This is a genomic window from Leptospiraceae bacterium (genome assembly GCA_024233835.1).
In the GTDB taxonomy this organism is placed as follows: Bacteria; Spirochaetota; Leptospiria; order Leptospirales; family Leptospiraceae; genus JACKPC01.
The window spans coordinates 777,234-790,082 of sequence record JACKPC010000001.1; the positions used below are offsets into that span (position 1 = coordinate 777,234).

Genomic DNA, 12,849 nt, shown 5'->3' on the forward strand with positions numbered 1-12,849 from the left:
CAGGAAAAGAACTGCCATAACGTGGTAATATGTCCAATTTTTCTTCATATTCTCAAACCTAAAATGCGGTAAGAAGTTTTATCCTTATAACGTATTACCCTGAAAGAGTCCAGAAGAAAAGAGGTTTCTTTATACGCATTCTCTTCTTCTGTTTTTTGTTTCCATAAAAGTCCTGCTAAAAGTCCGCGCGTACGGTAGCCACGTTGTTTCTTTTTTAGGTTATAATAGAGACTTCCACCGAGGTATAACTCTCTTTCTTTTTTTTCCAGATTATTTTCATCTTTATAATATAGGAGTCCGGAAAGGATTGATTTCACAACACGGTTTCCTTTCTTTTTCTTATAAAACAAACTACCGAGGCCGAGACTCTGCACTTTTTCATCGGAAACCTTATCTTCTTTTTTATAGTAACCGGCCACAAAAAGTTTTTTATCTTCCTTTTTCTTCGAGTAATAGAGCATAGGAAGGATGTGGTATTGAATATATTCCGGATACTTTTTATACTGAAAAACTCCGGCTATATTTTTTGTGACCCCTTCTGCCGTTTCTTTGGAATAGTAGAGAAGTCCGGGTATCAGACTCCAGTGTTTATATTCTTTTTCGTTCTCTTTTCCATCTTTTCCGTAAGAATAAATCGGATTGATAGCCAGTTCGGAATTCTTATCCCGCTTATAATAATGTAATAAGGAAGCCTGGACATTTTTTCCATCTTGCTGAGAAAAGTAGTAAAAAGGTAGAGCCAAAATTTCTAAGTTAGAGAGATCATAGCTGAGATGAAATAGTCCTGCAAAACTTAACTTAGCTGTATCTCCCTCTTTTCCGAAAGATAGTAAAATCGGAAGAATCAGGTTTGAGGAAGATTTTATACCGTTTTCAGAGCTATGTGTTTCTCTAATATACAGGGGGCTATAAAAACTTGTTTCTTTGTTTTCAGACTCTTTGTTTTGTTTGTAATAATAGAAAGGAAAGAGAGTAGAAATCGAAGAATGAGAATTTTCTTTATTATAATAAGGAAATATATAGGTAATATCTTCAGAGTGAATAGAATGAAAACTGTAATAGAAAGGAAGGAAAGCTTTTTCGATTGAGTCTTTTATCTTTGTTGAACTCAAGATTCCGGCTATATTCCATTTTTCCTGTCTTTCGTCCTTCGAGTGCCATAATGCCAGGGCAGGAATAAAGGTTTCAGTTCCTACTTCTGATTTATACCGGGTTTGGTTTTTATAATACAGGGGATTTAAAACCGTTTTTCTTTCATAGTCTCCGCTTTTTACCGTCTCCGTATAGGATAAGGGACTTATTTGAACCTGCTTTTGGTTTTCAGTATCTAAATTTTTACTGCTATAATAAAGTGTTGCAAAAAGCGTTTCTGAATTTTTGTCCTTTTCTGAATAATAAAATGGAAAGAAGAGTCTGGATGTATAGTTCTTGCTTGTTTGCAGGTCAAAAAGACCGAGAAAGTTAAATCTTTGTGAGCCATCTGAGATGTTGTATTTATAATAATAAAGAGGAATCAAGAATTCTTCATTCAGGTTTTCTGTTTTATAAGTATTATAGAGAACGGCAATATTCTTATAGTTTTCTTTTGCGTTTTCATAAGAAGTATACAACAGGCCGTAATGATTGAATTTTCTATCATCTGATTCATATTGATAGCTTAGTAACAAAGGGTAGAATTTGATACTCTCAAGGCTTATATTCTTTTCCTTACTAAATATTTTTTGAAATACGAGAGGATTGATAGAAGTATAGAAGGTATAATTCTCCTGTTTGCGATTGGACTCATAATGTAGAAATGATAGGCTAAAGGATTGCTCCGGGTTTTTAGAGCTGATATAGACCGGACTCAAAAAAATAGAGCGTTCTTCCGTTTCTTTTTTCCATACGAAAGGCAACACACGATAACCTTTTTCGGTGCTGGATGTATAATAATTCATAAAGGGCCAGAGAAGAGTATATTCATTACGGTCTTCTTTCTTGTCATACTCCTTTATGAAAAAAGCCAGAAGATAGGCATCTATAGAAGAATTCTTTTCTTTTTGGCTTGCATAAAGCGGTAATATAGGAGAGAAAACGTGGTAATAGATTTCTTCTGAAGCATAAGAAAAATAGAAGGGGTTCACCTGTAGCTGATCTTTGGACTTTTCATCCCAGGAAATCCAGTAGAGAGGGAGAGCCCTGAAATGTCGTCTGCTATCGGATTCCTCATAAGATAACATTCCGAGGAGAGCCGACCAACCGTAATAAGACCTTGCCTTATCCCGTTCTACCATTTTATATTTACTTAAAATAACACCGGATTCTTCTTTTTCATCAGTATCTTTTTTCAGTTCAGTTCCGAATTTTTTATAGTATTCTTTAAAAGGCAAACTAATTACATTTCTTCTGCTTATGCTAAATAGATTAAAGGCAAAATAAGTATCGGTATCTATATAAATTTCACCTGAATTCTTATCGAGAGCAAAATCGAGATCCTGAGATAATGGGCCTTCTGCACGACTTTTCATGAAACCCAGAAGGTTTAAGTAGTAATCATAGTTTTCGTTTTTATAAGATACTTCAAAAGGAGATATTTCTCCTTCAGTTTCCGGCCCTTTCCATTCGTATTTATAAAAACTAAATTTTCTATGAGTATTATTTTCTGAATTCTTATAGGAATAATAAGGCCCGAGAAAGAAACTTTCCTCATTTTTTCTCCAATTATGATAGTAAAAAAATCCGAAGGCTTTCCCCTTTTCAGAGGAATAAGCCTGCGGTCGAAAATATAGAGGAACCAAAAAAAGATAGGAATCTTGTTTATAGGAAACAAGAGGGTATACATTCAGTTCATTCATACCGGAAGCTGTTCCATACCAGTCCAAGAGTCCGAGGAAATTTCGGTGATAATCTCCATTTTTTGTTTCAGAGTTGTAATAAGATAAAAAGCTAAGACTTTCTTTTTCGTTTTCATTTTCATAGCGAAAAGAAAAGGGGAATATATGCCGGTAATTTTCTTTTGCATCTTTTCTTTTTAAGCTGTAGTAGGGTCCAAGCCAGAGTTCTTCTTGTTTTTCGTCTTCGTAAGAATAATACGCAAGAAGAGGAACCGTGTCCAGATTTTTGGTATGGGAATAAAAAGGAAAGATGTGGGTATAGTCCTTTTCTTTATGATAGGCAAGCGGATAGACATTCAATTCATTCATACCGGAAGCCGTTCCATACCAGTCGAAGAGACCGAGGAAATTTCGGTGATAATCTCCATTTTTTGTTTCATAGTTGTAATAAGATAAAAAGCTAAGACTTTCTTTTTCGTTTTCATCCTCGTAACGAAAAGAAAAGGGGAAGATATGCCGGTAATTTTCTTTTGCATCTTTTCTTTTTGAGCTGTAATAGGGTCCAAGCCAGAGTTCTTTTTGTTTTTCGTCTTCGTAAGAATAATACGCAAGAAGAGGAACCGTGTCCAGGTTTTTCGTATGGGAATAAAAAGGAAAGATGTGGGTATAATTCTTTTCTTTATGATAGGCAAGCGGATAGACGTTCAATTCATTCATACCGGAAGCCGTTCCATACCAGTCGAAGAGACCGAGGAAGTTGCGGTGATAATCTCCATTTTTTGTTTCATAGTTGTAATAAGACAAAAAGCTAAGACTTTCTTTTTCGTTTTCATCCTCGTAACGAAAAGAAAAGGGGAAGATATGCCGGTAATTTTCTTTTGCATCTTTTCTTTTTGAGCTGTAATAGGGTCCAAGCCAGAGTTCTTTTTGTTTTTCGTCTTCGTAAGAATAATACGCAAGAAGAGGAACCGTGTCCAGGTTTTTCGTATGGGAATAAAAAGGAAAGATGTGGGTATAATTCTTTTCTTTATGATAGGCAAGCGGATAGACGTTCAATTCATTCATACCGGAAGCCGTTCCATACCAGTCGAAGAGACCGAGGAAGTTGCGGTGATAATCTCCATTTTTTGTTTCAGAGTTGTAATAAGACAAAAAGCTAAGACTTTCTTTTTCGTTTTCATCCTCGTAACGAAAAGAAAAGGGGAAGATATGCCGGTAATTTTCTTTTGCATCTTTTCTTTTTGAGCTGTAATAGGGTCCAAGCCAGAGTTCTTTTTGTTTTTCGTCTTCGTAAGAATAATACGCAAGAAGAGGAACCGTGTCCAGGTTTTTCGTATGGGAATAAAAAGGAAAGATGTGGGTATAATTCTTTTCTTTATGATAGGCAAGCGGATAGACGTTGAATTCATTCATACCGGAAGCTGTTCCATACCAGTCCAAGAGTCCGAGGAAATTTCGGTGATAATCTCCATTTCTACTAAGTCTTGAAGAATACAGGAATAGATAAGTCCAATCTTTTGTTTCATCTATTTCTCTCATATAAAAAGGAAGCAAGAATTGCCTTTGAAAATGCTCTCCTCTTTTCTCATAATATAAGGGAAAGATAAAGTTTTCATTAAAATTTTCTGTATTATGATGATACGAAAGGGGGGTATATAGACTGGAAGAAGACTTTAAATCTTCTTTATAATAAAAGGGAAATACAAGAGAACTGGAACTTGACAAGTCCTGATCTGATTCATAAAAAACGAGGGGAAAGAATTGCTTTGATTCATAGTTTTTTCCTTTTTTTTGAGAATAAAAAAGAAAACATTTTTTTTCCCTATCATCTATTTTCGAAGCTTGATAGGAATAAAAAGGAAAAACTTGAAAGGATGTATAATCGGGATAATCTTTATATTCCAATATTTGGAATAGTTTGTAAGAGTAGTGACCTTCCCAATCTTCTAACTGGAAGTAAACGGTATCCTGTTTAAACTTGTCGAGTCTTTCGCTTCCGTAAAACTTTTTTTCTCCCTTATCTATGTCCTGCCAGTTTTCCGAAAATAAAGAGCCGGCAAATAAAAAGGTAACAAATAAATATAAAATGGATAAAACCCTCATTTTTGCCCTCTATGCTTCTTATATATAAATCCAATAATTAGAGTCAGAGGAGGGAAAATTTTTCGGATTTTTTTTTATTCCACTTTAAAAAAGATAAACTTCCCTTTTTCACCGCTTCATTTTATCCAAAAATGGACTTTACATATAGATACATCATCTATGATTAAGGAAAAAAATGAGAAAATATATTTTATTTCTTCTATTTGCTTCCTGTACAGGACTAAACATCATTGCTCCCAATATAACAGAGATTTCCCGGAGCCTGGGAATCAGTAAATTACTTGGCCTGATTTCTCTCGGAGGAATAAACTATTTTTTAATATATATTCCGATGGCGTTTTCCTCTTTCTTTTTCTTCTTTTACAACCGGAAAAATAGAATACCTCTTCCAATTTTTACTTTTGGCCTCGCTATATTACACACCGGTATATTTTTCACCTCCGATATTTACATTTTTTCTACTATAAATTTTTGGATAGGTGCTATACTGGGAATCTTGATACCGACTTGTTATCAGTATTTAAAAGCAATCAGCGAAAAGAGTAATACTATGCAGACGGTCGGTTTGATTAATATATCTATGGGAACAGGACTTGCCTTTGGCCAGTATCTTGCCGGTCTCATTGGTATGAATATACAAGAAGGCTGGAGATATTCTTATCTGGGGGTTGGTTTATTACTTTTATTCGCAACGTTTATGCTTACACAAAAAGGAAAGAGATTCGAATATCCAGAAACGACAGAAAAAAGAGAAAAAGAAAGGATCCAAAATAAAACATTTTACACTCTATTACTGGCTCAATATATTCCCGGTTCTATACCCTGGGGAGCTTTAACAGTATATATTTTTCCATTTATTGAATCGGAAAATCATCTCAACAAATTAGATTCTGTTAATATGTTGACTCTTCTTGGGATTGGAATGATATTCGGAACCTATATAGCTGCATTGTTTGGTGATTGGCTAAAGAAAAAGGAAAGAGAATGGATGATTCAGCATATTCTTATTATTTCATTTATCCTAAGTGAAGTTTTGGTTTATTTCTTTTTGAACTATTTAAGTTATATTAATAAATCTTTATCTTATATAATCATTTTTATTGCAGGAATTATATTGGCGTTTCCGGGAACTTATATAAAAGGAATCCTTTTTACAGGATTAAGCGAATTTCAAATCAGACGCATTTTTTCCATAGAGAATTTCTTAGAAAGTCTGGGAAAAGGTCTTGGGCCTTTTATTGTAAGTATATTCATTTTTTCAACAGGAAAGCTTCTGGAATCTATGTTATATTCTCTCATGTTTTGGAATGTATCAATTCTCATATTATTCTTTGCTTTTTACAGGAAACGAAACTTATGAGATATGACTATAACAGAAGAAAAGTTAATATAGAAGCCAAATTGTGGACGAAAAATAAAAGCTATCCTGTAAAAATAAGTGAACTTAGTAATTATGGTTGTAAGTTTACGGGGAAGGTAGATATAAAATTAGGTAGTATCATTGATTTATTCATATCATCCCATATTTTTTTTACAGGGACCATAAAAAACAAAAGTAAAAATTCATACGGAGTTTCTATATTATCATTATCTAAAAATGTATTTGAAAATATATCTAATTTTAGCAAGGGAAAGGATATTATCCATAAAACCCATAAGCAATTTCATAATGTAACAAGAATACTGGTACTGGGTGCCGGTGCAGGTAAAATATTTGCTCAATTAGAATTACTTAAAATGATCGAAAAAGAAAAAAATCAAAGTCTTTTTTCTATGTTTGATTGTTTTGTAGGAGTTTCTTCCGGAGGAATTTTATCCGCTTTACTCGCTATGGGCCATTCATTAGAAAAAATTCATGAACTATTAAAAGAAAATTATCAACCATGGAATATTTTCCACCTGAACTATTTCAATTCTTTATTGGATAATAGTTCCTTAAAAGCGAGTATTCGTAATACATTTAAAGGCATTACTTTTAATGCTTTGGAAAAGCAACTAATGTTAGTCAGTAGAAATTTCTCTTCCGGGATTTATATGTATGCAAGCAATGCAACAGAAGGACAGGTAAAACTGGAAGAGGTTCTTTTTGAGTCTATTTCCGTACCTATATTTTTTGGTGTAGAAAACGATATGGTGGATGGTGCTGTAGGTATGTTTATAAATCCTTCTGAAATTATCCTGAGACATTATCGTAGCCTGGGACAGGATATGAATCGAATTAAAATATATTATTTAGATGCCGGCTTTGATCCTATTCATAGATTTAAAAAGACAAATAAAAATATTCTTACACAGCTATTCTGGCTTTTAGAAATTACTTTTAAAGACCTTATCATATCAAGTTTAGAAAAAATTGATTATCATTTTCCGGAAGTAGAATTCCATCCCTTTATCTTTTCTTATTCTAAAAATTATGACTTATTAGTAAAAGAAGATTTAATAAATGCAAACAAAGAGATTCAGACAAAATCTGATGATATCCTTGAATTCATACGAAACTACATTTGAGAAATTTATGCCTCCTTTTAAAAAGACAAGATTTTTTTCTAAGCCCTCTTTTTTTCTTTTTTTTATCCCAAAAAGTCCGTTTCCGAACTTACATTTTGACCTTTTCTTATATGGAAAAATATCCCCAGTTATTTACCTTAAGTTATGGAATGAAAAAATGGTTGGATTCTTTAGAAATGGATCCTTCACTGATTATAGAACATTCCATTAAGAGACATAATAAAAATATAGTTTACCTTCATTCCGAGGAGATAGAAGAAAATCGCTTCCTTTTAAGCCGGGAAAGCTTTCATTTGTTACAAAAAGTAACTTTTCTTCGGAAATGTTTCAATAACTTATTGGCAAGAGAACTCATATTAGAGTATATGTTAGAGGTACTGAATCATGAAGCAGAAGCAGGAATACATTCAGATAGACTCTTTCGAGGAACTCGAATCCAGTTTGCGGCTCAGTTACCTTGGAAAACGGTTCAAAGATCCTCTTGGAAATACCTATACCGTCCGCGTAGGAAAAGAATCCAACAAGCTGGAAATTATACTATTAAAGCCAGGAGTAAAAGGTCAGGGAAACGAACAGAGTCGAAGGACCATCAAGGAAGCCGAAAACCTTCATTCTCAAAAAATAGCAAAGGTAATTGAAGAATACCGTTACGAACCCGGTGTAAAAAAGATCAAAGAAAGTGATTTTAGCGAATTAGACTTACCGGACGATGTGATTGAGATGGGTGATTTTGAGATAGATGAATCCTTATTGCCCGATCACATCAAAAAGGAAATGGAAGAGGAAAAAGAAAGAAAAAAACCGGTTCTGATTGAAAAAAAGCTGGTAGAAGAAGAATACAAAAAGTATGTTTCTTTTCCAAAAATAAAAGAGGAAAAGAATCTTTACGCAATGTTAATTCAGGACCTGGACTCTATCAATAAAAAACTTCTCAGTACTTTGGATTCGCTGGGTAAAAGCCAGATTTTCCAGATTACAGGTGATCCTTCCGAGAATAAGGATGTTGTGGGCAACTTGCAGAGAGAGTTTCATCAGGATGCATTTAGTCTTACAGAAAGAATTCGAAACCGCTTTAAAGAACTGGCCCATAATCCCAGGCCGATTCAGCATTATTTAATGCATTATGATACCAAAAGGCACCGGCTTCTGGAAACCCTCGACAGCGATCAGATGAAGTTTCTATATATTATTCGCTGGGAACTTTTTGAACCGATTCTAAAAAATGTAAATGTCTTGCATAAAATGCTATATGAACTATTAAATTTATTGAATTCAAAGAATAAAAGTGATATGACTTACTTGAAACAGGAGCAGGAAAACTATTTCAAGGATTCGAAAATATCAGCCTTATATTGTTTACAGATTGTCTCCTCTTTGGAGAAAAAATTGAATTCCTGGAAGGAGAAAATGGACTAAAACCATGTCAGAACTGAGTAGAGAAGAAATCGATAGAATTATTGACAAAATTAGAAGTGACTATACCGAATTGTCTCAGGAGAACCCGACTCTTTTCAACCTGTATCCCTTTGAACAGAGATATACCCAGGTTTTAACGCATAAGGGTAATGTGAACCGTTTTATTCGGGATGAAATCTTGTTTTTAGATCAGCTAAAATCCAAGCATAACGAAATGAAGCGGAGGAAAAAAGCCAGTTCCGAACAGACTACTATTGATAAGATTATCGAAGAGAATGAAGCGAGGATCCGGAAATATCCGAAAATCGATTTTCATCCCATGGCAAAAACAGAAATCAAATATTTCTATGGTGCTATCGTAGACTTCGTGAATCATGAGCTACAATTCATATATAAGGTTTTTCGCGGAACACCCGAAATGAACATTTTACAGGAGCCGGTGTATGCACTGGAGAAAACAGGTCTTACCCGAAAAGGCAAGCTCTCCATTCGCATGAATGAACATGTAAATATTATTCAGGACACAAGGGGAACAAGTTCTACCATTGAGAGAGAATGCCAGACTCTTTTACGTGAAACCTGCCGGGCTTTAAAAAGTGTTTCTGACATTATTGAAGAATGCATAGATGACCAAAAAGTTCAAGTCAATAATACTATCAGATTTAGCGAAAGTGATAGTAAAGAATTGATAGATAAATTTGGTGGAATTACATACGGAGAAGCCTTGAAAATGATTATTGAAAAAACCCATAATATCATTCGCGATTTCAGGATGGATTCCCTGGTTGGTCTGGATAAAAAAGACCACCACAGGCACAAGTGAAAAGCAGGTTTAAAACCTGCTTTTTTATTTTCATACGAAACGAATCCTCTATTATTAAAATATTAGAAATTAGAAATGATCTTTTTCATAGCCGGGTGGTATAAGTCCGGGCTCTTTTCAAAATACAACTTTACCTGTTTTTTATTCAAACCTTTCCATTTGCTGTGTTGGCTTCCAAGAGAAATCTGATTTGAAAAAATATTATCTACAAATTCTTCTATAGTTGGAATATCTATTTCAGCCCGGCTAATTAAAACCGATTGAACTAATAAAGTTCGTATCGACTTCTCCTGCCAACTATACATCCCTGCGGGAATTTCTGCTTTTTGATACATAAGATTTGTTCCTCGAACTGATTGATACAGACCCTCGGCAAACTCCAGAAGATGAATTTTATTTCCTACACTTTTATCCAGATCGGAGAGAGCTTTTACCGGGGCGCCGGCAATGATAACAACTGCATCAAGTTTTCCTTCTACAAGCATAGCTAAAGCTTTCTCTGTTTTAAACTCTTCGAGCTTGATATCTTCTTCTTTGAGGCCTATTTGGCTTAAAAAGATTAAAGAACTGATTTTTATCCCGGAATCGGAAGGGCCTATAGAAATAGTTTTTCCTTTCAGATCCTGTAAATTCTGAATGCTTTTCTTAGCCAGTAAATGAACCTCTTCTCCATAGAGCGGCATCAGGATTTTTACTTTTCCTTTTATGTCCGGTTCTCCGATAGCGTAATTCTGTAACATATCGAGTTGTGTCAGAGAAAAGTCGGCTTTATTCGCAGCTAATCTGAGTATATTATCCAGGCTTCCATCCGTTTTTTGAACTTCAAACTTAAAGCCCGGAATTGAATTTAGAGATTGTCCTATTTTATAATAGGTTCCTCCTTCAAAGCCGGCAGCAAAACGAAATGAAAACTCTTTCTTACAGGAAAGTCCTGCAAAAAAGAGAACTATAAAAAATAATAGAGTTTTCTTTTTCATGGATACAAAAAAAATGCTTTGGCTTATGTTGTATATTCTTTTCTTCTTCAAAAACTTACAGGAGGGATACATTGAGTAATTGGGATTGTGTAATCATCGGTGCAGGAATTGTAGGTTTAGGAACGGCCTATGCTTTAAAAAAAAGAAAACCGAACTGGAAAATAATCATTCTTGAAAAAGAAGATAGCATTTGTAAACACCAGAGCGGGCATAATAGCGGGGTTATCCATTCCGGTATATACTATAAACCTGGAAGTCTGAAAGCTGATAACTGTAAGAGTGGGTATAAACTTCTATTAGATTTTTGTAAACAACATGCAATCAAACATGAAATCTGTGGAAAGATTATTGTAGCAAATTCCGAAGAAGAAATAGTTTCTTTGCATAAAATTCAGGAAAGGGGTATTGCTAATGGTCTCGATGGTCTACGCTATCTCTCAGAAGAAGAAATTCAAGAAAGAGAACCCTGCGTAAGGGCAAAAAAAGCTTTATTAGTACCGCAGGCCGGTATCGTTCACTATCCGGAAGTCGGACAAAAATTAGCTGAACTTCTGTTAAAAGAAGGAGTTGAGTTTGCTTACTCAGAAGAAGTGAAATCTGTAAGACAGAAGAATGGTTTGGAAGTTGTAGGTTCTAAGCATATTTATACAACGAAGAAACTTATTTCCTGTGCAGGTTTGTATTCCGATAAAATACTTTCCAATATTCATAAAAACTCAGCTATGATTATTCCTTTTCGAGGGGAATACTTTACTTTAAAAGAAGATAAACGTAGTCTGGTTCAGCATCTCATCTATCCGGTTCCGGATCCACGTTTTCCTTTTTTGGGGGTTCACTTTACCCGGAGAATCAACGGGGAAATAGAAGCCGGACCCAATGCGGTTCTGGCATTTCGCAGGGAAGGTTACACAAAAAAAGATATTTCCGTGCGTGAATTTTCAGAAATACTATTTTTTCCGGGTTTTTATAAAATGGCTGCTAAATACTGGAAAACCGGTATGGGAGAAATGTGGCGTTCCTTTTCTAAAGCATCTTTTACACGGGCCTTACAAACCCTGGTTCCGGCGATACAGGAAAGCGATTTAGTAAAAGGAGGAAGTGGCGTAAGGGCTCAGGCTGTAGATAGAGAAGGAAATCTATTGGATGATTTTTCGTTTCAGCAAGTTGCTGAAGGATTTTTTCTTTTGAATGCACCTTCACCGGCTGCTACATCTTCTTTATCTATCGGAGAAATGATTTGTGATAAAATCCTTTCAAATCATACAGTATGAAGACTCAATATAATTCAAAACCCCGCTCAAAAGAGCAGGGTCTTTTTCTTATATCTCGTATTTGTAAGTCTTCTTTTGAAGAAGTTCTTTTCCTTTAAACTCTCTTGTCTCAAGCTCTTTCGAAGTTGGTGAGTAGTTATAGACTGTTTTCAAAAGCTTACCATCCTTCCAGGTTCCCCTGGTAAGAACAATGTGTTTTCCGTCAGATCTGTATTCATAGCTCACAGCATTCTGCTTTCCATTAATGTTCGAATAAGAACTATAGGAAATTTGCATGATGCCTGCATGTCCCGGCGTTTCTCCTCTATCCAAACGGTTCTTCAGATTCTCGAAGAAAGAAACCGTTTGCATATTCCTAGTAAAGGTAAAATCTGAAAAGAAAGCTTTCTCAAAAGGATCGGCAAGATTAGTGTCATGGAAAAAGCTTTGCATCTGCTTTTGATGCTCATAAAGTAATTTTTGAAAAATAGAATGAATGTCGGAACGACCTTCTGCAAAAAGGGGAAAGCTGAGAGTGAAAAGAATGAACGAAATAAAAATTTTCTTAATCATATTACCTCCTATCTATAAATATAGACGAAGAGAAATAAAAAAGGTTCTTTCAAAAAAAGCTAAATAGATTATGAACCGGGTATGCAAAAACCTTCGAGATGAACCTTATTTCTCCAGGATAAAAATCCGTGAGCCGTACTGAATCTCGTGTTGATTCCCTGAATTTCTCCTCCGGGACATTTCTCATTTAACTTTTCTACGGCCTCAAGAACATAGTTTGTATCGAAGGTAAAACCGAGAAAAGAAAATTGTTCTCCTTCCGCATTTATCAATTTCATTTTTTCAAGGGGCAAAGGCCTTACTACATCTCCCGCGTTAAACTGGTGAACGCTGTAAGTGCAGGAAGAAAGAAACATCAGGAAAGTAAGATTTATAATATATTTCAT

9 protein-coding genes are annotated in these 12,849 nt (G+C 34.9%); 5 read left to right on the plus strand and 4 right to left on the minus strand.

Features of this window, described 5'->3' with window-relative positions; genetic code table 11:
- Positions 1–44: 44 nt before the first annotated feature.
- Positions 45–4,916 (minus strand): hypothetical protein, encoded by a 4,872-nt coding sequence (locus H7A25_03630; GenBank protein MCP5498966.1) that lies wholly within the window; start codon positions 4,914–4,916, stop codon positions 45–47.
- A gap of 175 nt (positions 4,917–5,091) precedes the next feature.
- On the opposite strand from H7A25_03630, the gene H7A25_03635 reads away from it, so the two are divergent.
- The 4 genes from H7A25_03635 (at position 5,092) to H7A25_03650 (ending at position 9,663) form a co-directional block, all read left to right on the plus strand.
- Positions 5,092–6,276, plus strand: a complete 1,185-nt coding sequence (locus H7A25_03635) for an MFS transporter (protein MCP5498967.1) — start codon at positions 5,092–5,094, stop codon at positions 6,274–6,276.
- A complete protein-coding gene (locus H7A25_03640) occupies positions 6,273–7,424 on the plus strand; it encodes a patatin-like phospholipase family protein (protein ID MCP5498968.1) in 1,152 nt (383 codons plus the stop codon). The genes H7A25_03635 and H7A25_03640 overlap by 4 nt, the downstream gene beginning before the upstream one ends.
- Before the next feature lie 384 nt (positions 7,425–7,808).
- Positions 7,809–8,840: a hypothetical protein gene (locus H7A25_03645; protein MCP5498969.1), complete on the plus strand. Its 1,032-nt coding sequence runs from the start codon at positions 7,809–7,811 to the stop codon at positions 8,838–8,840.
- Between the two features lie 4 nt (positions 8,841–8,844).
- Positions 8,845–9,663 carry a hypothetical protein gene (locus H7A25_03650; GenBank protein ID MCP5498970.1) on the plus strand — a complete coding sequence of 273 codons (819 nt, stop codon included), beginning with the start codon at positions 8,845–8,847 and terminating at the stop codon, positions 9,661–9,663.
- Positions 9,664–9,725: 62 nt separating this feature from the next.
- Here H7A25_03650 and H7A25_03655 read toward each other — a convergent pair whose 3' ends face one another.
- Entirely contained in the window at positions 9,726–10,640 is a 915-nt protein-coding gene (locus H7A25_03655) for a TAXI family TRAP transporter solute-binding subunit (GenBank protein ID MCP5498971.1), read from the minus strand.
- 71 nt (positions 10,641–10,711) lie between these two features.
- Here H7A25_03655 and lhgO point away from each other — a divergent pair, with 71 nt between their 5' ends.
- A complete protein-coding gene (lhgO, locus tag H7A25_03660; GenBank protein ID MCP5498972.1) occupies positions 10,712–11,911 on the plus strand; it encodes an L-2-hydroxyglutarate oxidase in 1,200 nt (399 codons plus the stop codon).
- 48 nt (positions 11,912–11,959) lie between these two features.
- Here lhgO and H7A25_03665 read toward each other — a convergent pair whose 3' ends face one another.
- Positions 11,960–12,463, minus strand: a complete 504-nt coding sequence (locus tag H7A25_03665; GenBank protein ID MCP5498973.1) for a hypothetical protein — start codon at positions 12,461–12,463, stop codon at positions 11,960–11,962.
- Between the two features lie 68 nt (positions 12,464–12,531).
- Positions 12,532–12,849 carry a hypothetical protein gene (locus H7A25_03670; GenBank protein MCP5498974.1) on the minus strand — a complete coding sequence of 106 codons (318 nt, stop codon included), beginning with the start codon at positions 12,847–12,849 and terminating at the stop codon, positions 12,532–12,534.

Coding starts and splice junctions, on each gene's coding strand:
- H7A25_03630 (MCP5498966.1), bottom strand. CDS start 4,916: ATGAGGGTTTTATCCATTTTATATTTATTTGTTACCTTTTTATTTGCC.
- H7A25_03635 (MCP5498967.1), top strand. CDS start 5,092: ATGAGAAAATATATTTTATTTCTTCTATTTGCTTCCTGTACAGGACTA.
- H7A25_03640 (MCP5498968.1), top strand. CDS start 6,273: ATGAGATATGACTATAACAGAAGAAAAGTTAATATAGAAGCCAAATTG.
- H7A25_03645 (MCP5498969.1), top strand. CDS start 7,809: ATGAAGCAGAAGCAGGAATACATTCAGATAGACTCTTTCGAGGAACTC.
- H7A25_03650 (MCP5498970.1), top strand. CDS start 8,845: ATGTCAGAACTGAGTAGAGAAGAAATCGATAGAATTATTGACAAAATT.
- H7A25_03655 (MCP5498971.1), bottom strand. CDS start 10,640: ATGAAAAAGAAAACTCTATTATTTTTTATAGTTCTCTTTTTTGCAGGA.
- H7A25_03665 (MCP5498973.1), bottom strand. CDS start 12,463: ATGATTAAGAAAATTTTTATTTCGTTCATTCTTTTCACTCTCAGCTTT.
- H7A25_03670 (MCP5498974.1), bottom strand. CDS start 12,849: ATGAAATATATTATAAATCTTACTTTCCTGATGTTTCTTTCTTCCTGC.